The sequence below is a fragment of the Fodinibius saliphilus genome (genome assembly GCF_005869845.1).
In the GTDB taxonomy this organism is placed as follows: Bacteria; Bacteroidota; Rhodothermia; order Balneolales; family Balneolaceae; genus Fodinibius; species Fodinibius saliphilus.
Genome location: NZ_VAWF01000004.1, coordinates 367,451 through 393,150, shown reverse-complemented (window position 1 = coordinate 393,150; position 25,700 = coordinate 367,451). Strand labels below are relative to the sequence as shown.

The window sequence follows — 25,700 nt, the reverse complement described above, 5'->3', positions numbered from 1 at the left end:
TCGCTCGTTATTAATTGGTATAGCTTGATACTCTATTATAAATCTAACAATCCATACATTTTTTTAAGGTGAATTGGATGGGTTGAGTAAATTAAGCTTTTGCTAAGATTACTTAACTAAAACGAAATGGGTATTAATCTTGTAAGCCCGCGTTTCATCTCTGCTACTTAATGATAGTCATCTTTTTAGTCTTAACTTTTTGATTAGTCTGCAATCGATAAAAGTAAACTCCGGATGCTAGATCTGAGGCATTAAAGTATTCTGCATGTACTCCTTTGTTCTTACTCTCGTCTACTAATGATCTCACTTTCCTGCCCAGGATGTCATATACTTCCAGCTTTACAGAGCTCTTTTGGGGAACGAAGTATTCAATTAGCGTTTGGTTGTTAAATGGGTTCGGATAGTTTTGGCTTAACTGTATTTTGTCTGGATATACCGTGCGTACAAATAATTTATAGTTGGCATGTTTGGAATCGCTGCCATTAGCAACTATAACACCAAGTTCCTTTAGATCTTGCCAAATCCATTTTGTTTGATGAATAATTGTGTTTTGGCCGCTAGCAGGAAGCATTAACTGTTCAGTAGTACCGTCTTTAAAATAGGCCACAACACCGACTCCCATATTAGGAATAGATAAATTGGTAAGTTCGATGCCAATGGATCCTTCGAAAAGAGAAGGTGTAACTTTTACATATTTTGCCGATAGGGGTTGTAATAGATCTGTTTGGTTATTTGGCAGGTTAAGACTGTCCTGCCCCGTAAATTTGTAATTGATGGTTGGTTCGGGATAGTTAGTGCTCTCATCAAAACCCCAATTAGGTATAGCTTTTTCAGAGCCGGATGTGAAATGCCAGAGGTGTGATTCAATATAGTTTTTGGTGTATTCAGCTGATCCGCCAAGTTCGTTGCGAACAGCTTCAACCATGGTAATACCCTGAGGGTTTGATTTAAGCTCTTCCCAAACATTTACCCAGAAATCGGACCCAAACTTTTCTTCAAAATAAAGGGCCCAAGACACATGGTAATAGGAGCCGGGGTAAAAACTATTTTGTGGGTTGCTAAATATCGAAAAGTCAGATTCTAAGTAATTGTAATAGTCATTCACAACATCATAAACTACTTCCTCCATCAGTGTGGCGTCCATTTCAGCCCAATAATCTGACTCTCCTTTCCATTCTGTGGCTTCATACTGGATAGCATGTTTAAATTCATGGGCCATCGTTACTTTTACGGCTCCCAGCTGATCTCCTTCTGGATCGTCATTGGGGGGGAATCCTTCCGAAAAGTCGTTTTCTATTCTGATATACGTTTCGCCTCCATAGGGGCTTGGTACCCGTGTTTCGCCATAAAACCCACCGAGATTCTGTATTTCCACGCGATAAGTTCCCATGGTTGGCAAGGGATCACTATAGCCCAGAGTTTGCACTTCATGACGATATGATGAGTCTGCGGCTGCTGCCACTTCTTCTACATAGTCAGGGATGTTATTATTGTTTTCATCAGCAGCAGGCACGGCATGTTCTCCTGATGTGTCGTAATGTATGGTGAAATTACCGTCTGGAGATTCATAAGCCTCCGAAGCTTGCATACTACTGCTCGCCATTATCGATTCTATCTGTCGTCGGGTAGTTACAGATAGTTTTTCGCGATTTCTGATAAAGTCAGCAACTGCGGGAGTCCCGCATTTGAGAGGGGATTGCCTTTTTCCTTTAAATGCAGGAGGCAGCTTTTGAGCCGAACTCGCCGCATAAAATTTATATAATACCTTTTGATCAATGTTAAGTTTTCCCTGCTGGAATGCTTTATCAATGGTGGTATAAATGGTGTGGTTATGGGTTCGGATCTTTTTTTCTTGACCACTTACCGTCTGCAGCAGGGGGCACAGGAGTAAAGAAATGAGTAAGAAAGAGCGCAGAAACTTCATCGAATAGATTTTATTAAGCAAAAGGGGTTCATTTCTTCAAAAATTAGCCTTAATTTTGGGTTCTACAAAAGAAACAAATCGTAAGTACGCATTTCTAATAATCGATAGCAACAGCTATGTACGAAGTAATACTGTATTATAAGTTTAATGAAATTGAAGATCCTGAAGCATTTTGTGAGGAACACAAGGCGTTTTGTAAAGAGCTAGGTGTAAAGGGGCGCATCTATATCGGAGAAGAGGGCATCAATGGAACCTTGGGTGGTACTCCCGAACAAATAAAAACATACAAAGAACATCTTACCGGTATTCCCGGATTCGATGGTATTGATTTTAAGACAGATACCAGTGAGTACGTTCCGTTTGCCAAATTAAAGTGCAAGACAAGGGATGAACTTGTGGCTATCCATAAAGAAGACATTGATCCGGAAGATGGCGGGGCATATCTTGAACCCGAGGAGTGGAAGCAAGTTATGGAGTCGGAAGAAGAGTATGTGCTTATCGATGTGCGAAATGATTATGAATCTAAGATTGGGCATTTCGAAGGAGCTGTTACTCCCGAAGTCGAAAACTTTTACGAATTCCCTGATTGGCTCGAAGAGTTTGAGAATAAGGTCGATAAGGACAAAAAAGTATTGATGTATTGCACCGGCGGTATTCGCTGCGAGAAGTTTTCAGTACTTATGAAAGAAAAAGGCTGGGATGATGTGAACCAGCTGCATGGCGGTATTTTGCGTTATGCGCATGAAGAAGGTGGAGATCACTATAAAGGGAAATGCTTTGTGTTTGATGATCGCTTGGTGGTACCGGTGAATGAAGATGATATGGAACCCATTGCAGAATGCGAAATTACTGGGAAGCCGGCGGATACCTATATTAACTGTGCAAATATGCAGTGCAATAAACTTTTTGTCTGTTCCGAAGAAGGAGCAAAAAAGATGGAAGGTTGCTGCAGCGAAGAGTGTCGCCAGAGTGAATACAAGCGCCCCTTCGATCCCGAAAATGCCTTCCGTCCTTTCCGAAAGTGGTACAATTATTTTGATGAGGATTTTAAGGAGCGAGAGGTGGAAGAGAAGAAGTAATCATAATTTCTCGTTAAGACTTTCCAACTTTCCAAAACTTGGAAAATCTGTCTTTGATTCTCCGGCTCTGAAGGAGTTGTACTCCTGAAGAAGTAATATGGCAATGTTTGGTAGTGCCTGTCATTACTTCGCTATTGGTATCGGCAAGTCGCTCCCTACTCATTTTAGGTGCACGCTTATGGATGATTTTTTACTTTTCAAATTGGTAACTGTATAATCCTTTATTGGTTCCTAAGTATAACGTCTCCTGTCCATTCTCTGTAACCGAGATCATATCATTTACCTGCAGGTCCGTCGGGCTGTCGTCCCACTGCACCCGTTCCCAGCTGTCGCCGAAGTCGCCGCTGGCGGCAAAGAAGAGCGTGCCGCAGGATTCGGTGATTCACTGGTACAAGTGGGCTTCGCGGGGATTTGCCGGCCGGTTTACCGAGCAGCAGGTGCAGCGACTGCGCAAGCATCCGCTGGTGGACCATGTAGTCAAGGATGTGTATTACAAAGCCATCCAATACCGAGAGGCACCTACTGAGAGTCGTTCATCCGAAATGATGGCCTCGCAAGCCACGCCCTGGGGTATTAACAGAGTGAATGGCCCCTTGCCGGGTGGCAGCAAATAGTGGATTAAAGTTCACACTCTCTGCAGGGAATGATGAGGATGATTCCAACAATTATTCACCAGGTCGGGTGGAACACTCCAATGTTTGGACGGTTTCGGCGTATGATATTAACGACGTATTTGCTATTTCTTTTTCAAATTTTGGGAATCCGCCTATAGAATATGGTGGCCCGGGAGTTAATATTTTATCTTTATGGAAAAATGGCGGTACTAATGCCATTAGTGGTACTTCTATGTTTGCTCCGCACTTGGCGGGCTTGTTGTTGGCTGCCAGTACCCTAGATACGGATGGGACGGTCAGAGGTGATCTGGATCAAGATCCCGATCCTATTGTTGTTTCGGCAGTACTCGATGTTTCAATTTCCGGTCCCAATTCTCTGGCATTAGGCCAGCAAGGGACCTGGACGGCCTCGGCTACCGGCGGTAATGGCAGTTATTCGTATAAATGGTACTACAGGTCTGCCGATACCAATAATCAGTGGAACGGACCGGTGAGCTACACCAATTCGTACTCCACACAAATGTATAGTTTTGACGACTATCTGGATCTCCGGGTGGATGTAGTTGCCGGAAATGGGGTTGAGGGGAGTAGTATCAAACATGTGGCCTGCTCCGATTGTGAGCCCGGCGGCGGAGGCCGCCCGCTGAGTGTGGATCCTAATAACTAATGTAAAAAACGGTGATTACCTATTTTCTCCCGATAGCAATACCGGGGGGATTTTTTATTCCTCAAAAAAAGCTTTTGCTATAGCGGTAAACCGGTTCGGTTTATCCAGAAAGGCGTAGTGCCCTGCATTGTCAATGACCACCAGTGCTGCCTTTTCAATGCCTGCTTCCATACGTTCGGCTTGGTAGAGTGGGGCCGCATCATCATGTTCTCCCCAAAGAAGAAGTATCTCATGAGGTATGTTGGGCAGGCACGGCTCCAGGTATTCAGTAACTGTTTGTACGAAGGTTTCACGCATCACCCCGCTGAGCTTGCTGTAGTCGCTGGACCCCAGCGATTTCCAGAGGGCCGTTTTTCGGAGGCGCTGGAGTGCTTTTTCACGGAGATTGGGAGGTAGAATATAAAAAGGGGCTTTAAGCGATTTTGCCAAGTACTTTTTCAGATAATAGCCTGTACTGCGTTTAGGTTTCATGCCCGCTCCCCCCGTAATTAGCACTTTATCTATAAGCGATTCTGCTATCGGACGTGCACATAGTTTTAAAGCAATACGTCCCCCAAACGAATGTACCAAGAGATCTGTCCTGTCCAGTTCCAGATCATCAATAAACTGTTGAATAAGGTCAGCATAGTCGTCAATATTCCAGGCTTTGTGCGGAATAGAGGAGTTGCCAAATCCGGGGAGATCAAGGACAAAACAGTCTCGCTGTTCGGAGAGCTGCTTTGCCAGGGGGCTCATAACTTCTTTGTTACTACCCCAACCATGAAGGATGAGTAAAGGCTTATTGTTGTCCATCCCCAGCCGTTGGTATGAGATAGAGAGATTTTGGTAATGATATATTTTTACTGTTTCCATATCTGAGCCAAACATCGAATTATTTTCGACATCAAACAAGCGCGATATTGTAAGGATTACCAATTAGAGTGGTCTTACTTCTAAGAGTGCAATAAAATATCTTGAGAGGGAGAAGATTATGAAGCGGAAAATATTTTTTTGGTTAGAAAATTTGAAAATAACTCCTAAAGAGCGCATGACCATTTCGGGATTATTGATCATACTGGTTGTTTTAACAGTCGCCAATTTCGGAATATCACAACCGGAGCCATTTGATGAAGAAGAGTATCTCGAACTTGAACAGCAGTTCGAAAGGCGCACAGAAATACTTGAAAAAGAAAGGGAGCATTTGTTGGCAAAGTACCATCCTTCAGAACAGCAAAGACATATTATGGCTGATATGGATACTATTCCTATTGATACTACCGCTTCTGAAAAGGAGGAGTCCACGGGTGAAAACAGCCATAAACAGCGAATTAACGTAAACACAGCCTCCCAGGCACAGTTAGAATCTCTGCCGGGGATTGGTCCGGCCTATGCTAGGCGAATCATCAAATATCGAGAAGAAAAGGGGAAATTTAACGCTATTGATGAGCTCAAAAAAATAAAAGGAATTGCCCAAAAGCGACTGGATAATTTGAAACCATTTATCAAACTTAAGGATCCTAATTAATATAGACGGATCCCTATGCCAACACGAATTTTGTGGGCTGACGATGAGATCGATCAGTTAAAGCCACACATCATTTTCTTAGAGAATAAAGATTTTGAGGTTACCCCTGTGACCAATGGGGATGATGCTATTACTCTTATCCAAGAGCGTCCTTTTGATATTATTTTCCTGGATGAACAGATGCCTGGCATGGATGGGTTGGCTACGTTGAATAGGATTAAGACATTGCAGCCGGCCCTACCGGTTGTTATGATCACAAAGAGTGAAGAAGAATCGATCATGGAGGAGGCGATCGGGGGTAAAATATCAGATTATCTTATTAAGCCGGTGAATCCCAACCAGATTCTTTTGACGGTGAAGCGAATTTTAGAACGGCGTCGAATTCGAAATGAGAAATTTGCCCAATCCTACCTGCGTAACTTTAATAAGCTTTCTGCCAAAATCAGTAAAGAGGCTGGCTGGGAGAAGTGGATTGAGATCTATCAGCAACTGACTCGATGGGATATTGACCTGGAATCGGGAGAAGAATCATTACGTCAGGTATTGGCAGACCAATATCGAGAAGCTAATAAGATGTTTGGCCGTTTTGTAGAGGTAAACTATCAGTCATGGCTTGAGAAGAACACTCCAGAGCGTCCGGCCCTTTCTACTGACTTAGTAGACGAATATGTACTGCCTCATGTTAAAAATGGGCAAAAAACCCTCTTTTTAGTGATTGATTGTATGCGTTATGATCAGTGGCTACTGTTCGAGCAGTTACTAAAAGACGATTTTAGTATTGATACCGATTTTTATTATTCGATTTTGCCGACTGCTACACCTTATTCTCGTAATGCAATTTTTTCCGGTTTGTTTCCTTTGGAAATAGAAAAAGAATATCCGGCTTTGTGGCATCAGGGAGAGGATGAAAGTTCTTTAAATCGGTATGAAGAAGAACTACTGCTAAAACAATTAGAACGAAAGGGTCTTGACGCAAAGCTCACATATGAAAAGGTGCTTAATACTGAAGAGGGGCGTACAGTAGCAGATAATATTCATAATTATTTGCAATTTCCGCTAAGTACTTTTGTGTATAATTTTGTAGATACATTAGTTCACTCCCGTTCGGATTCTGATGTGTTGAAAGAAATTGCTCCTGATGTTCCGGCTTTTCGGTCGCTGACAAAAACGTGGTTTCAGCATTCTACACTGTTCGAAATTTTCAAACTGTTGGCAGAGGAGGAAGTTGTCATAGTCGTGACGAGTGACCATGGTGCAGTACGAGCACTTCGTGATACTAAAGTTCTGGGAGACCGAGATACCTCTACCAGCCTGCGCTATAAATATGGTCGTAATCTCTCAGCTGAAGAGGATGCTACCATGATTATTGATAATCCCAGTAGTTATAAGTTGCCTACACCGGGGCATTCTAATAATTATATTGTGGCCAAAGAAGATTACTATTTTGTGTATCCAACCAATTACCATCGTTATCAAAATCGTTATCGAGACACCTTCTTGCATGGCGGTGCAAGTATGGAAGAGATGATTTTACCGATCGCCACATTGCGACCAAAATCTATGTTGTAATGGCATTCGCCTCTTACAGATTGTATCTTCTTATCTTTTTATTGTAAGTGTAATAGTATGGAAAAAGAGTTTACGACGAGGAGTCCCGAAGAAACCATTGCTTTAGGGGAAAAAATAGCTGCTGAGTTGACAGCTGGCGATGTTCTATGTCTAGACGGAGAATTAGGAGCCGGCAAAACCCATTTTGTCAAAGGAATGGCCAAAGCCTATGGAATAGACAGTACCGAAGTCCATTCTCCAACCTTTACGTTGATTAATGAATATTCGGGCACAAAAATGCTTTACCATTTCGATTGCTATCGAATGGAGTCGCCCAAAGAAGCGGTCGAAATTGGGGCCGAAGAATATTTTTATGGGGATGGAATATCGGTTATAGAGTGGCCAGGGCGGATTGAGCCCCTCTTGCCACTGGATGCAATATGGATTTCTATAGAAGTGCCAAACAGGAGGACCCGAAAATTTGTCATTAGAAAAAGGGGTTCATAATCTCGTATATTCATTGCTCATGGCGACGAAAAAGAGGCTTTCATATCGACTTGACAGGCTACCGGTTATCTATCCCTATAACCGCAGGGCAGATAACAATATTCAGCTGGGAGATTTGGTGTATTACGGTCCGTGCCCCGAGTATTACGGTATCGGAGAAGTTGTACGTTCAATGGATGGATATTGCATTGTTGATTTCAGACGCACCGGCCGATTGAATATTGAAAAGGATGCGATGGCTACGAAATACCTCATTCCCATACACAAGCTCAATCTGGGGCATATCCTAAAGAGTACCTAATCGACTATCTCTTTAGTAAACTCCGTCTCTTCTAGCAGTTCGTCGTTCTTTTTGCGGCCGACAATCCAAAATAAGATGCTAATAGCCAATCCGGGATAAAAAGGTTCAATACCATAAAAGGTATAGTTGTATGTGCCTTCGCTTGTTATAGTCCCGAGAATAAGCCATCCTAATGATACGGCAATACTCCCAACCATGGTGGGTAATACCCATCCCTTTCTAAGTGAAAACAGCTTCAGGTATACCCCCATAACCGGGATAAGGAGGCCCGGAATCATAACTGAACCGATAACATACCACAAGTCAATAACGCTGGGGTATATGATGATCAACAAAATGCCAATAAGGGCGGCAATCAGGGTGCTTATACGAGTAAGAGTATTGTTCTTAATTTGCGGAAAGATTTTTACAAGCAGGTCACGGCCAAGCGTTTGGCCTGAAAGAAAAATATAACTATCGAGAGTAGACATAATAGTAGCCAATAGTGCTACAAAGAATAATCCTTTTAGGCCAATAGGAAGAATTTCGTTGGCCAGGTAGGGATACACCATAATGGGTTCGGCTAATTCGCTCCCTAAAATGGCAAAGCCATACATGCCACTAAAGATGGTAAGGAAATCAAAGACAGACCATAGTAAGATAGAGATAAAAATTCCCTTTTGGGCTGTTCTAGGGGATTTGGCTGCCGCGGCGCGCTGGTGGAAGCTGGGGTCCACAAAGGTCCAAAGGGCGATGAAGAACCAAACCAAGATATACTGCCAGTCGTGGCCTCCACTGATATCTTGATAATCGGCGGGGATAGACTCCCAGAGTTGTCCGAAGCTTCCAAACTCCATGCCGGCAAAGATAATCAGAAAGATAAATCCGCCAAACATAAGGGTAATTTGTAGCATGTCGGTATGAACAACAGCATTAAAGCCACCAAAGGTAACATAAGCTACCGAAAAGAGGGCGACGGCGCTGGCGTACCATAAGAAATCTCCTGCACCACCTGTGAGGTATTGGAAAATAAGACCCAGCATTAAAATATAGGGAGCAGGACTGACGAGTATAAAAATCGGGACTGCAGAAAAGAGACCGGCTTTATCGCCGTAGAAGTTACCGACTGCTTCGGGCAGGGAAAGGGCTTTGTTCATCCGGATTTTACCGGCCAGTAACCATGCAAAAAGGGCAGAAAATACATAGAAAGGAATTCCCAGAATAAGCCAGGTAGAAAGTCCATTCTGATAACTAAACTCGCCTACCCCCAGAATCCCCCCATACCAAGTAGATACTAAGGTAGCTACAAAGGCAGCCAGGCTCATCTTTCGGCCCGATAACAGGAATGATTCCTCATCATCGGTCTGCCAATCTTTTTGCCAGGTCAGGTATACCAGTAATCCAAAATAGCAGACGATGATTGCCCAGTCGAAAAGGGTGAATTCTAATTCAGCCAATAGATTCTATTTTTATTCAAAAAGAATTTAAAATACCCTGAAAAGGGAAAGCTGCAAAAATACAGATAGTTATCTACAGACAAAAAGAAGAAGGTCGCCACTCTGGTAAGTAATTTCCACGGTAGGTTTTATCACTTCGTTTGAAGATCCATCGCGGATACCATTGGTAAGAGATTCGTTTTCGAGCGGGTATTTGAGCCCATGGGTTGTGATGCCGGTAACTGTACCCGAAAGCGGGAACAGTGAAACGGTAGTTCCTATGGCTAATTCTGTTTCATAGGTTGGGGTAATCAGTTGTGTATCTCCATAATTATCTTTCATTACCAGCGATTGGAAATTGGAGTTAAACTGTTTGAGTACAGATAAATTTTTTAGCGTTTGGTCGAGCCGATACCCTGTTGCTCCTAAAACGTGTATATGGGTTCCGCCTTCTTTATCGGCGTAGGTTAACGCTTTTTCAAGATCGTTGTATTCTTGGTTCGGTCTACTTACAACCTTAAATGGTTCGTTGCTTACGGGTTTATAACTATCGAGATCACCTATTACCACATCCGGCTGAGTACTAAATTGTCGAGCTATATTACCCCCGCCATCTGCAGCGATAAAGTAATCTGCTTGCGCGAAACTTTCGCGAAATAGTTCCCTGCTGGGAGGGCTTCCGTTGCAAAGAATGAGAACTTTTTTCATAAATAAGTATGTTAACGTGGCTCTAAAGAGGAATTTCCACTGTATAATACAATAAAATGCAGTCAGATTTTACCGGGAAAAAAATATTGCTTTCTTCGTTGCAATGCCTCATTTTATTAAGCTTATTTTTCGCGGTTTAACCCCCGTCATTATGTTTGAAGAACTCATCCAAAAATTAAAACAATACGATACCGTAGGGGTATTTTCTCATATACGCCCGGATGGTGATTGTATTGGAGCGCAGGTTGCAACCTGTTTGTGGTTGCAAAAGAATGACATTGAGGTATATGGGTTTAATGATGATGAGGTGCCGCTGAACCTGCAGTGGTTGGCGGAATACTTTCCTATCCAGAAGCCTGATGAAAAGACTTTAAATAAATGTGATGCATTTGTTGTGCTGGATGGAAATTCGCCTAAACGGTTTGGCAGCTATTCCGATTATATTCAGGATTACCCCAAGCCAACATTTATGGTTGACCATCACCCGGATCCCCATGATGGATTCGATCTTAGCATTTCAGTTGAAAAAGCATCGTCAACCTGTGAGCTTATTTTCCATCTCTTTCTGCAAAATGATGTTACACAGGTTGATGAGAAAGTAGCTAAAGCTCTTTATACTGGTATTCTTACCGATACCGGATCGTTACAATATGATAGCGTGACGCCGGAAACGATGAATATCGCTTCGGAGTTGTTACGTCTTGGCGAGTTTCGACCTAATGAAGTTGCTGAAAAGGTGTTTTCGAATAAAAGTTTGAATCAACTCCATCTGCTGAGTAAAGCAATGGGTACGATTGAGCTATTCGAAGACAATCAAATTGCGGTGATGTGCGTTACCGAAGAAATGCTGGAAGAAACAAATACAACAAATGACGATTGCGAAGGTTTTGTAGCCTACCCCTTGAGTGTAGCCGGTATTAAAGCGGCCATTTTATTTAAAGCACTCGGTGATGGGGTTAAGATGAGTTTACGTTCTAAGAGTAATGACGTAGATGTGAATAAGTGGGCTCGCAAAATCGGTGGCGGTGGACATAAGAAAGCATCTGGTGCATGGCACCCCGGTCCACTCGAAAAAGCAATTGAAGAAGTTGTTGAAATTGGTTCAGATCAGCTTGTTAGCATAGACAAGCCGTAACAAAAAGCTGTTTTACGATGAATAAGTGCTCAGTTGGTATTTCCGTACTTCTGCTATCTCTAATAATTTCATTCGCTAGATGTGAGAATGAAGCTTCGAACTCTTCTGGGTCCTCCACGGATAATGTTTCTCAAGCATCCGGAGCACGCCTCTCTCAAATTGTTGAAGATTCAGGAGCAGAAGAAAAATCGCCTGGTGGGTTTGCCAGTACTCAACAGGTGCAGCACAGTGTTCCTCAAAATACAAATGCCCGGATTGATAAAAGTCGCCAAACGGCTATTACCAGCGCTGTGAGAAAGGTAAGCCCTGCAGTAGTAAGCATAACCGTAACTGAAATGGTGAAAGGCGGTCGCCGATTAGCTTTTGATGAGTATTATAACCGCTTTTTTTCGGTTCCCATTGAGCGTGAGGTAAGTAGTATGGGGTCTGGCTTTATTATAAATGAGGATGGTTGGGTAGTAACAAACCAGCATGTAGCTAACGAAAATGCGAAAAAGGTAGTCGTTTCTATGCCCGATGGCTCGCAATATGAGGCTAAAGTATTGGGTTCTGATGAGCTTGCTGATTTATCCCTGCTCAAGATCGATGCCGAGCGGAAGTTTCCGGCGGCTGAATTCGGGAACTCGGACAGTGTGCTTGTAGGAGAGTGGTCATTGGCTGTTGGTAATCCTTTTGGGTTGTTTGAAGCTGCCGAGCCTTCAGTCACAGTAGGGGTGGTGAGTGCATTGCATCGCGACTTCCGTCCCAATCCCAATGAGCCTCGCGTTTATATCGATATGATACAGACCGATGCAGCTATTAATCGCGGTAACTCGGGTGGACCACTGGTCGATAGCCAGGGTAAGGTTATTGGAGTGAACACCTTTATTTTTACAGGAGGCACTAGCGGGGGTAATGTAGGACTTGGTTTTGCTATCCCCAGTAATAGAGTACAAAAAATTATACGCCAGTTGGCAAGGACCGGTGAAGTTCACCTTTCCTACGATCCTGGTTTAAGCACCATTGAGATGACCTACCAACTGGCCGCAAAGTATGGACTGCCGGCGCGAATGGGCCTGTTGGTGAATAGTGTGAACAGGGATGGACCTGCATTTGAGGCCGGTATCGTACCCGGTGATATTATTATTAAAATTGGTAATGAGCGTGTGCAGAGTAAGATGCACGGCCAGGCATTGTTTAGGGAGTATGAAGAGGGCGATTCTATGCGTGTGGAGTTGCTTCGAAATCAAAAACATTACGAGACTAAGATGTATTTACGTAAAAAAATAAAAGAGTAAGTTTACTTACGTTGGTTGAGTTGTTGTCCCGATCAGCAATTGATTTTGATGTTGAAGCTTTAGAGAAGCAGTTTGTCAAATATTGTATATTTCAGTCCTCCGTTACTTTGAAAGTGTCGGGGATTTTGTATCCTTAGTTCTATTTCCGCTGCAGAAATTTTTCTACGCGCTGCTCATGTAGGTCGCTCTCCCAGAATTCGGCAAAAGTATCCAGTTCAGCATCGATGGCTCTCCAGCGTGCTTCAGTAATACGCATAGCTCCCTTTTTAAGATTATTGATAAAGGTCCGGTCATTTCTACTCATCTGTTGTGCCCATTCAAAAGCATCTTTTTCTAACTTATTTGCAGGTGCATTGCGATCAATGAGTTTATGGCGCAGAGCGGTCTCTGTATCAATTATTTTAGCTTCGGCGAGCCATCGCAGTGCAGTAGAACGTCCTACTTTCTCTACCAACCGTGTTAAACCTCCCCAACCGGGCGGTAGATAGAACTTGCCCTGTGTAAAACCAAAGGTGGCATCTTCTGATGCGATACGGAAATCAAAGGCAAGCATCATTTCACAGCCGCCTCCGTATGCTGCCGCGTTTATTGCGGCAATGGTCCAGCAAGGGAGTTGTTCAATTCGCTTGAGGATTGAGAGCATACGCTTTGCCATCGGTTTGGCTTCTTCGGCTGTTTTAATAGTATGGAACTCTTTGAGATCTCCCCCCGAAATGAAAGAATCCCTGCCTTCGCCGGTGAAAATAAGGCAGCGAATGTCATTATCGGTTTCCAATTCGTCAAGTAATTGCTCTAATTTATCCATCACGGCATAGTTAATTGCGTTATGGGAAGAGGGGCGATTAATTATTACTTGACAAATATGTCTATTTTGTTCGACTTTTAGGACGCTCACTGTTAGGTTGTGCTTTGTTTAGAAGTACTATTCTGATATATCGTTTTAATCAATATGAATCTATATGTATCTCGTAAATAAAGAAAAGATAAATAAATCACTATCGGCAAAAATAGTTGATGCACGGGTCGCACAGGTCTTTAATTCATTTGGGGATGTATTAGTAACTTCATCATTTGGTACAACCTCAGCGGTGTTGCTTCATATTGTGAGTCGTGTCAGGCCTAACTGCCCGATTTATTTTATCGATACGGGTTATCACTTTAAGGAGACTATTCTCTATAAAAAGCGCCTATCACGATTATTAGACCTCAATGTGATCGATTTGCGGCCAGACCCAGCTGACCACTCCATGACTGGCAAGAAACAGCTTTGGTCTCAGGATCCCGATCACTGTTGTTATATTAATAAAGTGGAGCCTCTTGATCGCGTGAAGTTAAAATATAAAGTTTGGATGTCTGGGCTTATTGGTTTCCAAAATAAAAATAGAAGTGACTTGGAGATTGTAGACGAAGAGGGGGAAATCATAAAGTTTTATCCGCTGATAGACTGGAATAGCTCATTGGTGGAAGAATATATGGAATCACATAGCCTGCCTCAGCATCCGCTTAAAGATAAGGGATATGAATCTATAGGCTGTACACACTGTACCGTAGCAGGGGCAGGTAGAAGTGGCCGATGGAGTGATAGCGCAAAGACCGAATGCGGTCTCCACAAATAGCCAAGAAGAAATCGTTTGTATCTCTACTATAGTTTTCTCTCTCAGAAGGGAGGAAGAGAAAGCTATAGCATATTTCTAAACTCAGATTACAGAGGTAATGTTTTAAATGTCATCAATTTCATAGTTGATGGTTTGGCGCTTCGAGTTTTTTATCAGCCATTGTTGGTAATCGTCATTACCTTCCTGTTCAGTCAGTTGCAGAGAGATAATGCATGGACATTCGTAACTGTGAAGCTCTTTTACCCGGGTGGTCAGTTCTTTGACATTGTGGTAAGGGGTTTTTGCGATAAGGATGGTTTCTGAGTCTTCAACAACTTCCCCTTCCCATCGGTAGATAGCTTCCATACCATCAACAATATTTACGCAGGCTGCCAGCTTTTCTTCTACCAATGTTCGACCAATTGACCTGGCTTCTTCTTTGTCTTTAGTAGTAATATAGGCAAGGCGGAGATTATAGAACATGAAAGGCTGTTGTGGTTTGGGTTTTTAGAGTACATTGGAAACTACAAAAAATGCTTAAATGACTCACAGGCTTTTTCTAAATAGTATTTCCTTCTCAATAGTTGATATCAGGAGAAAAAAACCGTATTTTTCCCGCCACCTAAAATCGTGTAGTGATAAATTTGTGCTACACGGTTCTAATACTTGCGAGAGTGGCGGAATTGGTAGACGCGCTAGATTTAGGATCTAGTGCCTTTTAGGCGTGGGGGTTCGAGTCCCCCCTCTCGTACACTTGTTCAAAATGAATAATGTCATTCTTACCGTTCTAACTTAAATACCTTTTTGGAGTAGTTCTGTGGAAATAACTGTAAATGATATCACCTCCGTTGATAAAGAAATTGTAATATCGGCTGTGCGCGAAGATTTAGAGCCGAAATTTAAGGAAGCCTACAAGAAGTATCGTGGGCAAATAAATATGCCCGGATTTCGCCCCGGTAAAGTGCCGATAAAGATTATCAAGAAGCGTTTTGGGGATGAAATTGAGTCGGAAGAGATTAGTAATTTTGTTCAAGAAATTTTCGAGGAAAAGGTTGTACCCGAGCATGAGCCTGTTGGCGAAAGCCAGATGCTGGAACTCAGTTGGGAAAATGATGAGCTCGAAGCCAAATTTAAAATTGGGGCACGTCCTGATTTTGAATTGACTGACCTCGAGTCGATTGAAGTTGATCGTCTTGTACATGATGTTACAGACGAAGAGGTTGAAGAAGAGATAGATCGTCAGCTACAACAGGCCGGCAACTGGGAAGAGGTTGAAGAAGAGATTCAGGATGATTACCGGGTCACGGTAGATGCTATCCCTGTTGATGAGGATGGAGAGCTTGACGAAGAAAACAAAGCCGAAGAGGTTATTGACCTCAGTAAAGAAGAGTCTAATGAGTTTCGTGATGATCTTCTTGGCCGAAAGAAGGGAGATGAAGTAGATGTTGAGATTGGTCACGACGATCATACACACAACTTTCAGCTAGTCGTTAAAAAGGTTGAGAAGCCACATAAAGCTGAGCTTACTGACCAGTTTGCCAAGGAGCAAAGTAACGGAGAAGCGAAAAATGTTGATGAGTACAAAAGCTTAGTAAAGAGCCAAATACAGGACTATTACGACCAGTCAGCAGATGATCTTTTCAAGAACGATATTATCGATGGTCTTGTTGAAGAACATGACTTTGAGGTACCGGATGTATTTGAAAGTCAAATATTGAACCAGTATGTAGAGCGTGTTAAGCAGCAGTCTCAGGGGCAGCTGCCTCCCGGTTTTGATGAAGAAGAGTACAAGGAGAATATGCAAGAGCGGGCAACGCGTGATGCGATGTGGTTTTTCTTGAATGAAAAATTGCAAGAAAAATTTGATGATATCGAGATAAAACCCGAAGATATAGATGAGCACTTAGAAGGCGAAGCGGCTCGTTATGGCATAAGCGTTGATCAGATGCGCAACATGTTTGCACAGAATCCGCAACAGCTCGAGAGCTTAAGAAAAAGCATACGTGAGCAAAAAGTATTTGATAAGTTGAGAGATGAGGTTCATGTCAACGAAATTGATAAAGAAGAATATCAAGAAAAGCATGACGAGAAGATAAAAGCCTAAATTTTTGGCTCTGAAGAAGTGAATTAAATTTCAGATAATTATTACAGCAGTCTATGGATAAGCAACCACTTTACGAAATGCCAAACATTGGAAATGGTGAAACATCTCGGATCCAGAATAACAACTTGGTTCCGATGGTCGTTGAAAAGACAGAGCGTGGGGAACGCGCTTTTGATATCTACTCGCGCTTGCTTAAAGATAGGATTATCTTTTTGGGTACCCCTATTAATGATGCAGTAGCTAGTTCGATTGTTGCCCAGATACTATATTTACAGGCAGAAGATCCTGAAAAAGATATTAATATCTATATTAACAGTCCCGGTGGCGTTGTTTCTGCCGGTTTGGCAATTTATGATACTATGCAGTATGTAAGTTGCGATGTAGTTACTACCTGCGTAGGGATGGCGGCATCTATGGGAGCAGTGTTATTAGCCGGTGGAGAGGCTGGCAAGCGTAATTTACTTCCTAACGCTCGTGTAATGATTCACCAGCCTTTGGGCGGTGTGCAAGGGCAGGCCAGTGATATCGAAATTGAGGCACAAGAAATTCTGCGAATTAAGCAGCTCCTCTCCGAGATTTTGGCTGAACACAGTGGAAAAGATGTTGAGACAGTGATGGAAGATTCAGATCGAAACAAGTGGTTAACCTCGCAAGAGGCAAAAGATTACGGTTTGGTTGATAACATCATGGAGAATGCCAAGAAGAAAGACAAAGAATAGTAAACCAAATTAGTATAGAAGGTGTAGGCAAAGTATAATGAGCGACCAAGAAAACAATAGCGATAAAACAATACACTGTTCGTTTTGTGGTCGATCGAGCCATGAAGTGAATAGCATGGTTGCCGGTCCTAATGACGTATATATTTGCGATCGGTGCGTAGCAGATGCTTCTGGGATCGTTAAAAGCGATTTGGCATCCATGTCAGAGCAGCGAGAAAAGAATTATCAGCCATTACTGAAGCCTGCTGAAATAAAGTCACGCCTGGATGAGTATGTGATTGGCCAGGAAGGGGCAAAAAAGACCTTGTCTGTTGCTGTTTATAATCACTATAAGCGCATAAGTTCTGAGCTCAGTGAAGAGTTTGGTGATACAGAAGTAGAAAAGAGTAATATTGTTCTGCTGGGACCTACCGGCTGTGGAAAAACCCTGCTGGCTAAAACAATGGCAAATATTATTGACGTGCCATTTACCATCGCCGATGCCACAGTATTGACTGAGGCCGGTTATGTTGGTGAAGATGTTGAAAGCATTCTATCAAGCCTGTTGCAGTCAGCTGATTATGATGTTGAGCAGGCTAAACGTGGGATTGTATATATCGATGAGGTGGACAAAGTGGCTCGTAAGAGTGATAACCCTTCAATAACACGTGATGTCTCTGGAGAAGGAGTACAGCAGGCATTATTAAAGATTCTGGAAGGTACTACGGCAAATATTCCTCCCAAAGGTGGTCGCAAACATCCCGAGCAGAGCTTTATTCAGGTTGATACCTCAGAAATTTTGTTTATCTGTGGTGGTGCTTTTAGCGGACTTGAAGAGATAATTGCAAAGCGTCTTTCTGTAAGTTCTCTAGGCTTCCATACCGAAGAGCAGGTAACTTTTGATAAAGAAGATCCGGATATCTTTACCCATGTTGAAGCGCAGGATCTTCAGCGTTATGGGTTAATTCCGGAATTGATTGGTCGGTTACCGGTTATATCCGGATTGCATCAGCTTTCAAAAGATGCAATGATTGAGATCTTGGTTAAGCCTAAGAATGCCCTTACCAAGCAGTATAAAAAGCTGTTTAAGATGGAGGGGGTTGAGCTAATTTTTGAAGAAGAAGCGCTCGAAGTTATCGTTGAAAGAGCAATGAAACGCAAAACCGGTGCTCGTGGTCTCCGTTCCATTATGGAAGATTCCATGCTTGAGATTATGTTTACCCTCCCATCAATGGATAATATAGAGCGGTGTGTGGTGACCCGCGAGACTATCGAAGATGGTGCACCTCCGGTATATGAAAAGCGCAAAGCTTCGGCATAAAGACTAAAAGAAAAAATCTTTTAAAGGCATCATCATTCGGTGATGCCTTTTTTATTTTGTAAAATGTCGGGTGGTTTACTATATATTTAGATCTTTTTGACGGTCCAAAAGGGGAAGTATGAAAATTCGACTCACATCAAATAGGATAAATATTGCTCTTATCGGGCTTTTGATACTACTGGGTATTGGCTCGTTTGCATACAATAAATACCTGGTTGATCGTATCCTAACCCAAGAGCGATCGGGTATTGAACTTTGGGCAGAGGCAATAGAGTATACAAGCAATCCCACCCAGGAACAGATTAGCCGAAACTTGTTAGAAGTTTCTCGATACTTACGCCAGCATGATGCTGTTCCGGACAGTATCGCTGCGATTATTGAAGAGGCAGAGGCTGATCGGGCGTCACAAACGTTTGTGACACAGGAAATTGTGATTAGTGAAGATCGGTTTTACGTTCCCCGAATTATTGTAGATGAGCAGGGAGAAATTATTGCGGCCTATCATGTTGATGAACCCTTGAGTAAAGATCTGATTGAGCGGTATGGCGCTATGCATGATCCCATAAAAATAACGTTGGGCAACCAACAGTATTCGCAGGTTCAATATGTGTACTATGGGGAAAGTCCTACTGTGCGTTATCTTCGCTATTTTCCCTATATCCAATTTAGCTTGCTAGCACTTCTGCTAGGGATCGGTTTTGTCAGCTATCGCACTATAACAAAATCAGAGCAGTCTAACTTATGGGTAGGTATGACCAAAGAAGCTGCCCACCAACTGGGAACCCCCTTATCGAGTTTATATGGTTGGGTAGAACTATTGAGAGAAGAAAAAAAAGATGATGCGTTTACCCAGCGGATATGTAGTGAGTTGGATAATGATATTTCCAGATTGCGGGGAGTGGCTGAACGTTTTAATAAAATTGGTTCGGAGCCCGAACTTAAGCGTCATAAATTAGCTCCCATTTTGAGAGAGGTTCTAGATTATATGGAACAACGATTGCCCCAGTTGAAAAAAAATGTAGATGTCTATCGTAAACTGGATGAAAGCGTACAGGCAAAGGTAAATCCTGATTTGTTTCAGTGGGCGATGGAAAACCTAGTCAAGAATGCGATGGATGCAATTCATTCAAAAGCAGCAAAATCACAGGTGTCAATAATACTAAAAAGGGTTGGTGATGAGGTGTATATTGATGTGAAAGATACTGGAGTGGGTATTGAAAAAAAGTATCACAGCGAAATTTTCAAACCCGGCTATAGCACGAAAAAGAGAGGCTGGGGGTTAGGATTGAGCCTTACACAACGTATAATTGAAGATTACCACCGTGGGAAGCTAGTACTGTATGAGTCTGAGTTGGGGAGTGGAACAAGTATTCGGATAATATTATCAAGTGATCCTGGTGAAAATAAGCAGGAACTGCAAAGTACTTAGGGGGCGTCAAACTTAGCTAACAGACTCCTAGTTTCGATCTCTATTTTCAGAAAGGGTTATTCCGGATCAGGTTGGTAGCCGCGTTTTTCAGCATATTCAACCAGCTGGTCTTTAAGCAAGTTTCGTCCCCGGTGCAAGCGAGAACGTATGGTACCGATGGGTACATCAAGCATATTGGCAATCTCTTCATACGTGAAATCTTCGATATCACACAATAAGACCACAGTTCGGAAATCTTCAGGTAGTTCCTCCAAGGCATTGGAGATATCATCATCAATAAGATCCCGGAACATTTTGTCTTCCAGGTCCGAAGTGTCGGTACGTTCGGCCCTTATTGTTTCATAAAAAGTGGCTACTTCGTCGTAGTCAACCTGGCTCGGTTGCTTCGACTTTTTGCGATAGTTATTGATGTATGAATTTTTCAGGATTCGAAACAGCCAGGCTTTAGCATTGGTCCCTTTTTCATAACTGCTAAAGAAGCGAAATGCTTTGACAATAGTATCCTGCACCAGATCTTCAGCATCGCTGGGATCCGATGTAAGGCGCAATGCAAAATTATACATGGCATCCAAGTGCGGAATGATTTCTTCTTCGAAATCTTCCTGCTTTTGGATTTCCTCTTTTGTTAGTTTAGCCATCCCGATGGATAACGGTTTATTGAAAGATCCTATTAGCGCAGTCGCACGAAATAATGGTACACTTTTAAGACATCCCTAATTCCTTTCTACATTTTTACACTTATAGTATATCAATTATAAGATTAAAAGGTTAATCGTTTTACTAGATGACCTATATAGTCATAATTTAATACGTAAAAAGCTAATATATGGTTTTATATATACTGATGGTTTTTGAATTCTTTTTCTTACCAAGAAAATAGTAACTGGTTGTGCAATATCTACAACGTTCCTAGTAGATAATAACCATGATATCATAAATAGCATGAGTCCATGCTGCAACTCCAAACCCACGCCAAATGTAAATTGCATTGAGTGCTAGTCCAAAGAGAAATCGAAATAGGAATGATCCCATAGTGAATGGATCGCCCATGACTCCTATATAGTGCACAAGGCTAAAAATAAGTGCCGCAAATATAATTGCAGATCCAAAAGAGATATATTTGTTAGAAAAAAATCTTTTAAAAATGTAGAGCAGTGCAGATACCAGAATTACGCGAAAGAAAAGTTCTTCATACAATCCAGCCCCCAATGATAGCGCAAACTGTTGTAGCATTGAAAGGCTTTCAATAGGCGAAGTTTGCAGCATCTGTAGCAAGTTGCTTACCGTAACCGTAAGCATGAGGCCGAGAATAAAGGCATATACCGATGATTCGAAGATCATGCCACCAAAGTAACGTAACTTCAAGGATGAGAGTTGTTCTCTTTCACTGTAGAGTACATAGATCCCTAATAAAGCTACAAATATGAGGGTTATGGAAAGTACGTCTTGGCCAATATAAGAGAACAGGGTTTTAACCCATACATCAACAGAGATGCGTACCACTTGTTCGGAATTAGGCTGAGCAATAAAAATAAGCACTTCATAGGCCAACAGCAGAGGCAAGCTAATCAGGTAGCTGTACAACAATGAGTGAGTAGTAGAAAAATAATTCCGAATACTTTTTGTGGTATTAGTCATTAATTTTGATAGATCGTTACCGTTGGTTCACTGCTGCTAAATTCTAGGAGCTGCCAGGCAGTAGAAGATAGTTTGAGCGTATTGCCGGAGTTGCGATCATTAATACGTACAAAAACTCCCTTATTATTGTTGGGATTTTCAATATAGACGACCGACCCCAGTGAGATATTTGAATGTGCAGCTGTCAGGGCTGCAGGATTGTAGAGCTCACCATTGGTGGTAGGAGTTGCCTTTTCTTTTTCGCTGTATTTAGAAACGGGAGTGGTCCCCAGGCTTTGCATATTCGAATCATTGAGATACGGATTTTGATACTTTTTTGAAGGGGGGGCTAAAACAGTAAGGTTTTGGCCGGGATATAAAGTGGTGCCTTCAACACCGGGATTAAGTGCGCGAAACTCTGTTTCAGTCATCTGAAATTTTTTGAGTAACACATCAAGGGGTTGTGAACTGCCGGAAATTTCATGAGAAATAAATTTACCCTGTGGAGAGGAGTTCGCTTTGGAGGCTATCGAGGGTGTAGTGTCATCGCCTTGGCCTCTTACTGTTAGTTTTTGACCAATACGGATCGTATTAGAAGAGAGATCGTTAAGTTCCTTAAGCTCAGTAATCGTCATGTTATGAGCTTGGGCAATACGATAAAGTGAGTCTCCACTTTTAACAGTGTAATAAGTGTTTTGTTGAGTATTGTCTTCTGCAACTATGGATTGTTGGATATTGCCTTGTTCTTTACTCGGATAGATGACCAGTTTTTGCCCTACTGATAAATTATTTGATGATAAGTCATTCCAAGATTTTATCTCTGCAATACTCACATTATAGGATTTAGAGATCGAAAATAACGTCTCTTGCTCTTCTACAGTATGGGTAGTTTTATCTTTGTTATCGGTATTGGTAGAGCGAATAACCAGCGATTGTCCGACCGATAGATTTTCGGCCGTTATGTCGTTCCACTTTTTAAGCTGTGGGATTTCTACTCCATACTTTTGGGCAATACTAAACAGAGTTTCACCTTTCTTAACGGTATGTGTTGTGCTCTGGGCCAAAGATACCATCGTTACCATCAGAAGTAATGCCAAAAGTGGGATAATGGATTTTACGAAAACAGTTTGTTGCTTGGTCATTAAGTTGTTCGTTGTTCAATTTCGATTTCTACTTGGCTCAGCGCTTCTTTTAATTCTGTTTTTGTACGCCCTTTATTTTGCTTCTGCGCAATATCAATTCCTTTCGTATAAAGTTTTTTGGCATCTTTTAGTCGATCTAAGGCTTCATATAGCTTCCCAAGATGGTAATAAACTCCGACATACTCCGGGTCGCTGCTCAAAATATCCTCGAAAAGAATTCGTGCCTTTTTAAATTCTCCGTTTTTGCGAAATTCCAGGGCCAGGGCAAATTTTGAAAACGAATCACCGGGATTGTTCTTTATTTGCCTTGCCAGCTGTTTGATCTTGGATTTATTGTCTTCACTCATAACCAGTTACGCTAACGTATAGCTTGGGATGGTATTCTATGTTTCATCAAGAGGCCACAAAAAATATACGTGCCTCAGATGCAAAGAGATTCAACTCTCTTTAGAGAAACTAATGATGTACGTTGAATTTATAAACTATAAGGATGAAAAGATATGCCGGTATTTTTTTGAGTTTTAAGGTAGTGGCACTTACGACACCTTTAAATTTTAACCAGTCGATAGGATAGGTGGTTGAATTAAAAATTTAAAATTAAGAAATGAGGGTTTGGATGCTCGTTTTTTGTTCTCTGCCAAGGGTTACCAATAAGGTACTAATTGCATTGCATATTTTGTGATAAAATCACCTAAATAGTCAATCACAGGGTCGATGGTAAAAGGTTGTGCCGGCTACTCCCTTAGGGCAAAGAGGCGGTTGTCGGTCATCAGTGGTCTCTGTTTCTTTGTTACATTGCAATTTTGTTACTTGGTACTTAATCACCAATCAATACTTACAGCTATGAAAAGAGACCTAAGCAATCTGCTTCTTGCCATGTTAGTATTATTTCTGGTGGCCAATTGTGGCACCGGGCCGGACCCGGAACCCATTCCCCAGACTGAAATCCTGGAGATACGATTGACGCCCGATACCGCTGCCGTGGGGGATACGGTGTTGATTCATTGTGTAATAGAGGACAGCTTGGATGAGCGGTTTAAATTTTATTGGAGCTTAGACGAAGAACGATTAATACCCATTAATGGTACTATCACCGGTCCGAAAATTAGATGGAAAGCAAGTGGATTTGAATATTTGGAAGCAGGGGAGGTAACAATTGTGGGGGGAGATGTCCGAGTAGATAACGGTTCAGAAGATTCTGTTGCAGTAACAAAATTAATAGATATACCTGTTAAACAAGTTGATTAAATAACAAATTAACAAAAAGAGAGGAACAATTATGCTACGTTGGCGCAATGTATTGGTGGTACTATTTCTATGCTTGTATTCTTTAATGGGAGCTAAGTTAGCCTTTGGGCAAACATGGAACTTGCCGGATAACCGAAAGAATACCCGGTTTACCAGTGATCAATTTGATATCCCCCGACCAGCCCTGTCAATGCGGGGCTTTGATAATACCAAGAACGATTCCTATCAGCATCACTATAGTTCTACTACATTTGGAGTTAAACAGGTACTTGAAAAAGCTTATGGAATTGAACAAGCAAGAGATTTAACAGTTACAAAACCCTTTAGGAAAATAATTGGGTTACATGATGATGGATTGAAAGTATTTACAACAGCCAATGCAGAATATAATAGCGCTGTTTTGGAGTCAATGGCATTTGTAGCTCTTATGACTTTAATAATTGAAGAGAATGATGGAGATAATGGGGAACCAAACATATTCACATCTTCTCTCAAGGATTTGTTTGTTAACATGCCCTCGCATTCTGAAGTCCTGATTGATTTCATCACTGCCTTACACAATCGTGGGAATTACGTCCGTGACGTCTCGAAGGGCAATGCCTTTAAGCGTTCTAACTCACTGATGAAAGTGGCCCGGGCCTGGGACCTTTATCTGGCCCTGGAAAATGCCTATGAAGATCTGGGTGGAAATCTTGGGTTGTTATTAAACCAGTCAGACAAGCAATGGTGGAATGACTATATATACAGTGAACTGAAAATTCTGTGGCAAGATTCTAATGGTAACTTGCCAACAATTTGGGATGATCCCTATTCGGCGGGAGTACAGATGCATGAGATTCAGGCTGGTAATTGGCCGTTAATATCATTTGTAGCCACGGGCTATGTTGCCCTGGGCTTTAATGGTCCGTTTACGCCCATTATTGATGACGATGATATGGAGTTCCATGATCTTGATTCTATTTTCGATCGGGCTATGAAATCAACGGCATTTCATTATACCGATAGTGGAGATAAACGTTATAACTATTGGTGGTATCAAACAGATGGCGGGAAGCCTTTTTGGGCCGAAGGATCGTACTATTTTGATATAGCTTTACGGAGAGTGATTCCTTTTTGGCATGTTGTCAGGGCTAATAATTTATTAAATGATCCCCCGCATGGGGATGGGATAGATCCATTCCGCTATTCAAAATTTCTGGCTCCGTTAAAGTGGCATGCTAATATTGCTACACCTGACGGAAATACGCCCCCTATTGATGACGGTAATAAAAACGCCATGAAATCCTCGATGTTATTGAGCTGGAGTTCAGCCTATGGTGACCCTGTTGTTGGAAAAAAGTTCGCATATATTCGTGATCTGCCAGAGCTTAAAGGCCCGGGCTCTAAACGAAATTCTCGGTTAGTAGAGATCGCAATACCAAGGACTTCTGTGGGAGAGGGAACTGCTCCGCCCAATACCTATGGCAATACTTCGCCGGGTTCCTTATATCATCAACAACTTGTGACCCGGAGGAGAGATTCCGAGGGGAAGCTACATTATTTATTCCTGAATGGGGAATCTGGGGAGCAGTTCATTGAAGAACTTAAAATGCAGTTAATTAAGTGATTAATGCATTAATCATCCCGATTTTTTTATGATGTTTAGATTGAGCAAATATAATTGCACAGTGTTAATTCTTTGTTAAAAAATTAAATGAAGTAGTCTATTTGCCCTTTTTCTTTCGTCTTTTTGTACTTAAATTCCCTAATTGTTTATTAGGAAATTAGACACCCTTCCCGCTTTGTGGTACTCCCCTCAAGGGGAGGTTAGGGCAGTCGTTGGTCTTTTGGCACATAGTAATCCAATAATCGATATTCCTGGTATCCA

The 25,700-nt window shown here is 42.0% G+C and carries 26 protein-coding genes, 1 tRNA gene and 1 pseudogene; 18 read left to right on the top strand and 10 right to left on the bottom strand.

Translation table 11 applies throughout. The features are described from left to right. Positions 1-163: 163 nt before the first annotated feature. Positions 164-1,924: a T9SS type A sorting domain-containing protein gene (locus FCN14_RS14665; protein WP_138432038.1), complete on the bottom strand. Its 1,761-nt coding sequence runs from the start codon at positions 1,922-1,924 to the stop codon at positions 164-166. Positions 1,925-2,040: 116 nt separating this feature from the next. Here FCN14_RS14665 and trhO point away from each other — a divergent pair, with 116 nt between their 5' ends. The 4 genes and pseudogenes from trhO (at position 2,041) to FCN14_RS14650 (ending at position 4,284) form a co-directional block, all read left to right on the top strand. Further along, a complete protein-coding gene (gene trhO / locus FCN14_RS14660; protein WP_138432037.1) occupies positions 2,041-3,003 on the top strand; it encodes an oxygen-dependent tRNA uridine(34) hydroxylase TrhO in 963 nt (320 codons plus the stop codon). A 362-nt stretch (positions 3,004-3,365) separates the two neighbouring features. Beyond that, positions 3,366-3,440, top strand: a pseudogene (locus FCN14_RS16145) (hypothetical protein); the annotation flags it as partial. Next, positions 3,441-3,617, top strand: coding sequence for a hypothetical protein (locus FCN14_RS15975; protein ID WP_246043183.1), 177 nt, complete (start codon positions 3,441-3,443; stop codon positions 3,615-3,617). It abuts the pseudogene before it with no gap. After that, positions 3,604-4,284, top strand: coding sequence for a S8 family serine peptidase (locus FCN14_RS14650; protein WP_212747661.1), 681 nt, complete (start codon positions 3,604-3,606; stop codon positions 4,282-4,284). The genes FCN14_RS15975 and FCN14_RS14650 overlap by 14 nt, the downstream gene beginning before the upstream one ends. Before the next feature lie 54 nt (positions 4,285-4,338). Here the strand turns inward: FCN14_RS14650 and FCN14_RS14645 are convergent, their stop codons facing one another. Then, positions 4,339-5,175: an alpha/beta fold hydrolase gene (locus FCN14_RS14645; RefSeq protein ID WP_246043182.1), complete on the bottom strand. Its 837-nt coding sequence runs from the start codon at positions 5,173-5,175 to the stop codon at positions 4,339-4,341. Positions 5,176-5,254: 79 nt separating this feature from the next. Here FCN14_RS14645 and FCN14_RS14640 point away from each other — a divergent pair, with 79 nt between their 5' ends. Genes FCN14_RS14640 through FCN14_RS14625 form a run of 4 tightly spaced genes read left to right on the top strand, consistent with a single transcriptional unit; the run spans position 5,255 to position 8,144 of the window. Beyond that, positions 5,255-5,788, top strand: coding sequence for a ComEA family DNA-binding protein (locus FCN14_RS14640; RefSeq protein WP_138432033.1), 534 nt, complete (start codon positions 5,255-5,257; stop codon positions 5,786-5,788). 15 nt (positions 5,789-5,803) lie between these two features. Beyond that, entirely contained in the window at positions 5,804-7,357 is a 1,554-nt protein-coding gene (gene porX / locus FCN14_RS14635) for a T9SS response regulator signal transducer PorX (protein ID WP_138432032.1), read from the top strand. 57 nt (positions 7,358-7,414) lie between these two features. Next, positions 7,415-7,843: a tRNA (adenosine(37)-N6)-threonylcarbamoyltransferase complex ATPase subunit type 1 TsaE gene (gene tsaE, locus FCN14_RS14630; protein ID WP_138432031.1), complete on the top strand. Its 429-nt coding sequence runs from the start codon at positions 7,415-7,417 to the stop codon at positions 7,841-7,843. 19 nt (positions 7,844-7,862) lie between these two features. Then, positions 7,863-8,144, top strand: a complete 282-nt coding sequence (locus tag FCN14_RS14625) for a hypothetical protein (RefSeq protein ID WP_138432030.1) — start codon at positions 7,863-7,865, stop codon at positions 8,142-8,144. Here FCN14_RS14625 and FCN14_RS14620 read toward each other — a convergent pair. Next, the gene (locus FCN14_RS14620; protein WP_138432029.1) at positions 8,141-9,580 is read right to left on the bottom strand and encodes a sodium:solute symporter family protein; all 1,440 of its coding nucleotides are present in this window, start codon (positions 9,578-9,580) and stop codon (positions 8,141-8,143) included. The two genes, FCN14_RS14625 and FCN14_RS14620, sit on opposite strands and share 4 nt — an antisense overlap. Positions 9,581-9,649: 69 nt before the next feature. Further along, positions 9,650-10,267, bottom strand: coding sequence for a thiamine diphosphokinase (locus FCN14_RS14615; protein ID WP_138432028.1), 618 nt, complete (start codon positions 10,265-10,267; stop codon positions 9,650-9,652). A gap of 151 nt (positions 10,268-10,418) precedes the next feature. Between FCN14_RS14615 and FCN14_RS14610 the strand changes: the two genes are divergently transcribed. Beyond that, positions 10,419-11,402, top strand: coding sequence for a DHH family phosphoesterase (locus tag FCN14_RS14610; protein WP_138432027.1), 984 nt, complete (start codon positions 10,419-10,421; stop codon positions 11,400-11,402). Positions 11,403-11,419: 17 nt separating this feature from the next. Further along, the gene (locus FCN14_RS14605; protein WP_138432026.1) at positions 11,420-12,679 is read left to right on the top strand and encodes a S1C family serine protease; all 1,260 of its coding nucleotides are present in this window, start codon (positions 11,420-11,422) and stop codon (positions 12,677-12,679) included. Positions 12,680-12,818: 139 nt separating this feature from the next. On the opposite strand, the gene FCN14_RS14600 is transcribed toward FCN14_RS14605, so the two are convergent. Then, positions 12,819-13,574: an enoyl-CoA hydratase/isomerase family protein gene (locus tag FCN14_RS14600; RefSeq protein WP_138432025.1), complete on the bottom strand. Its 756-nt coding sequence runs from the start codon at positions 13,572-13,574 to the stop codon at positions 12,819-12,821. A 64-nt stretch (positions 13,575-13,638) separates the two neighbouring features. Here FCN14_RS14600 and FCN14_RS14595 point away from each other — a divergent pair, with 64 nt between their 5' ends. Next, positions 13,639-14,295: a phosphoadenylyl-sulfate reductase gene (locus tag FCN14_RS14595; RefSeq protein WP_138432024.1), complete on the top strand. Its 657-nt coding sequence runs from the start codon at positions 13,639-13,641 to the stop codon at positions 14,293-14,295. A 102-nt stretch (positions 14,296-14,397) separates the two neighbouring features. On the opposite strand, the gene cutA is transcribed toward FCN14_RS14595, so the two are convergent. Continuing rightward, on the bottom strand, positions 14,398-14,757 hold the full coding sequence (gene cutA / locus FCN14_RS14590) for a divalent-cation tolerance protein CutA (RefSeq protein ID WP_138432023.1): 360 nt from the start codon (positions 14,755-14,757) through the stop codon (positions 14,398-14,400). A gap of 185 nt (positions 14,758-14,942) precedes the next feature. Here cutA and FCN14_RS14585 point away from each other — a divergent pair. The 5 genes from FCN14_RS14585 to FCN14_RS14565 all read left to right on the top strand — a co-directional run bounded on the left by FCN14_RS14585 (position 14,943) and on the right by FCN14_RS14565 (position 19,826). After that, positions 14,943-15,025, top strand: a tRNA-Leu gene (locus FCN14_RS14585). A gap of 66 nt (positions 15,026-15,091) precedes the next feature. Next, the gene (gene tig, locus FCN14_RS14580) at positions 15,092-16,378 is read left to right on the top strand and encodes a trigger factor (protein ID WP_138432022.1); all 1,287 of its coding nucleotides are present in this window, start codon (positions 15,092-15,094) and stop codon (positions 16,376-16,378) included. A gap of 77 nt (positions 16,379-16,455) precedes the next feature. Further along, positions 16,456-17,097 (top strand): ATP-dependent Clp endopeptidase proteolytic subunit ClpP, encoded by a 642-nt coding sequence (gene clpP / locus FCN14_RS14575; protein ID WP_138432087.1) that lies wholly within the window; start codon positions 16,456-16,458, stop codon positions 17,095-17,097. 37 nt (positions 17,098-17,134) lie between these two features. After that, positions 17,135-18,397: an ATP-dependent Clp protease ATP-binding subunit ClpX gene (clpX, locus tag FCN14_RS14570; protein ID WP_138432021.1), complete on the top strand. Its 1,263-nt coding sequence runs from the start codon at positions 17,135-17,137 to the stop codon at positions 18,395-18,397. 118 nt (positions 18,398-18,515) lie between these two features. Beyond that, on the top strand, positions 18,516-19,826 hold the full coding sequence (locus tag FCN14_RS14565; RefSeq protein WP_138432020.1) for an ATP-binding protein: 1,311 nt from the start codon (positions 18,516-18,518) through the stop codon (positions 19,824-19,826). 56 nt (positions 19,827-19,882) lie between these two features. Here the strand turns inward: FCN14_RS14565 and FCN14_RS14560 are convergent, their stop codons facing one another. The 4 genes from FCN14_RS14560 to FCN14_RS14545 form a co-directional block, all read right to left on the bottom strand. After that, on the bottom strand, positions 19,883-20,464 hold the full coding sequence (locus FCN14_RS14560; protein WP_138432019.1) for a sigma-70 family RNA polymerase sigma factor: 582 nt from the start codon (positions 20,462-20,464) through the stop codon (positions 19,883-19,885). Between the two features lie 271 nt (positions 20,465-20,735). Then, positions 20,736-21,464: a CPBP family intramembrane glutamic endopeptidase gene (locus FCN14_RS14555; protein ID WP_138432018.1), complete on the bottom strand. Its 729-nt coding sequence runs from the start codon at positions 21,462-21,464 to the stop codon at positions 20,736-20,738. After that, positions 21,464-22,585 carry a LysM peptidoglycan-binding domain-containing protein gene (locus FCN14_RS14550; RefSeq protein ID WP_138432017.1) on the bottom strand — a complete coding sequence of 374 codons (1,122 nt, stop codon included), beginning with the start codon at positions 22,583-22,585 and terminating at the stop codon, positions 21,464-21,466. The genes FCN14_RS14555 and FCN14_RS14550 overlap by 1 nt, the downstream gene beginning before the upstream one ends. After that, positions 22,585-22,932 carry a tetratricopeptide repeat protein gene (locus tag FCN14_RS14545; protein ID WP_138432016.1) on the bottom strand — a complete coding sequence of 116 codons (348 nt, stop codon included), beginning with the start codon at positions 22,930-22,932 and terminating at the stop codon, positions 22,585-22,587. The genes FCN14_RS14550 and FCN14_RS14545 overlap by 1 nt, the downstream gene beginning before the upstream one ends. A gap of 496 nt (positions 22,933-23,428) precedes the next feature. Here FCN14_RS14545 and FCN14_RS14540 point away from each other — a divergent pair, with 496 nt between their 5' ends. Continuing rightward, positions 23,429-23,833 (top strand): hypothetical protein, encoded by a 405-nt coding sequence (locus tag FCN14_RS14540; RefSeq protein WP_138432015.1) that lies wholly within the window; start codon positions 23,429-23,431, stop codon positions 23,831-23,833. 31 nt (positions 23,834-23,864) lie between these two features. Beyond that, positions 23,865-25,439 carry a hypothetical protein gene (locus FCN14_RS14535; protein WP_138432014.1) on the top strand — a complete coding sequence of 525 codons (1,575 nt, stop codon included), beginning with the start codon at positions 23,865-23,867 and terminating at the stop codon, positions 25,437-25,439. Positions 25,440-25,700: the final 261 nt, after the last annotated feature.

Coding starts and splice junctions, on each gene's coding strand:
- FCN14_RS14665 (WP_138432038.1), bottom strand. CDS start 1,924: ATGAAGTTTCTGCGCTCTTTCTTACTCATTTCTTTACTCCTGTGCCCC.
- trhO (WP_138432037.1), top strand. CDS start 2,041: ATGTACGAAGTAATACTGTATTATAAGTTTAATGAAATTGAAGATCCT.
- FCN14_RS14640 (WP_138432033.1), top strand. CDS start 5,255: ATGAAGCGGAAAATATTTTTTTGGTTAGAAAATTTGAAAATAACTCCT.
- porX (WP_138432032.1), top strand. CDS start 5,804: ATGCCAACACGAATTTTGTGGGCTGACGATGAGATCGATCAGTTAAAG.
- tsaE (WP_138432031.1), top strand. CDS start 7,415: ATGGAAAAAGAGTTTACGACGAGGAGTCCCGAAGAAACCATTGCTTTA.
- FCN14_RS14625 (WP_138432030.1), top strand. CDS start 7,863: ATGGCGACGAAAAAGAGGCTTTCATATCGACTTGACAGGCTACCGGTT.
- FCN14_RS14615 (WP_138432028.1), bottom strand. CDS start 10,267: ATGAAAAAAGTTCTCATTCTTTGCAACGGAAGCCCTCCCAGCAGGGAA.
- FCN14_RS14610 (WP_138432027.1), top strand. CDS start 10,419: ATGTTTGAAGAACTCATCCAAAAATTAAAACAATACGATACCGTAGGG.
- FCN14_RS14605 (WP_138432026.1), top strand. CDS start 11,420: ATGAATAAGTGCTCAGTTGGTATTTCCGTACTTCTGCTATCTCTAATA.
- FCN14_RS14595 (WP_138432024.1), top strand. CDS start 13,639: ATGTATCTCGTAAATAAAGAAAAGATAAATAAATCACTATCGGCAAAA.
- cutA (WP_138432023.1), bottom strand. CDS start 14,757: ATGTTCTATAATCTCCGCCTTGCCTATATTACTACTAAAGACAAAGAA.
- clpP (WP_138432087.1), top strand. CDS start 16,456: ATGCCAAACATTGGAAATGGTGAAACATCTCGGATCCAGAATAACAAC.
- clpX (WP_138432021.1), top strand. CDS start 17,135: ATGAGCGACCAAGAAAACAATAGCGATAAAACAATACACTGTTCGTTT.
- FCN14_RS14565 (WP_138432020.1), top strand. CDS start 18,516: ATGAAAATTCGACTCACATCAAATAGGATAAATATTGCTCTTATCGGG.
- FCN14_RS14560 (WP_138432019.1), bottom strand. CDS start 20,464: ATGGCTAAACTAACAAAAGAGGAAATCCAAAAGCAGGAAGATTTCGAA.
- FCN14_RS14555 (WP_138432018.1), bottom strand. CDS start 21,464: ATGACTAATACCACAAAAAGTATTCGGAATTATTTTTCTACTACTCAC.
- FCN14_RS14550 (WP_138432017.1), bottom strand. CDS start 22,585: ATGACCAAGCAACAAACTGTTTTCGTAAAATCCATTATCCCACTTTTG.
- FCN14_RS14545 (WP_138432016.1), bottom strand. CDS start 22,932: ATGAGTGAAGACAATAAATCCAAGATCAAACAGCTGGCAAGGCAAATA.
- FCN14_RS14540 (WP_138432015.1), top strand. CDS start 23,429: ATGAAAAGAGACCTAAGCAATCTGCTTCTTGCCATGTTAGTATTATTT.
- FCN14_RS14535 (WP_138432014.1), top strand. CDS start 23,865: ATGCTACGTTGGCGCAATGTATTGGTGGTACTATTTCTATGCTTGTAT.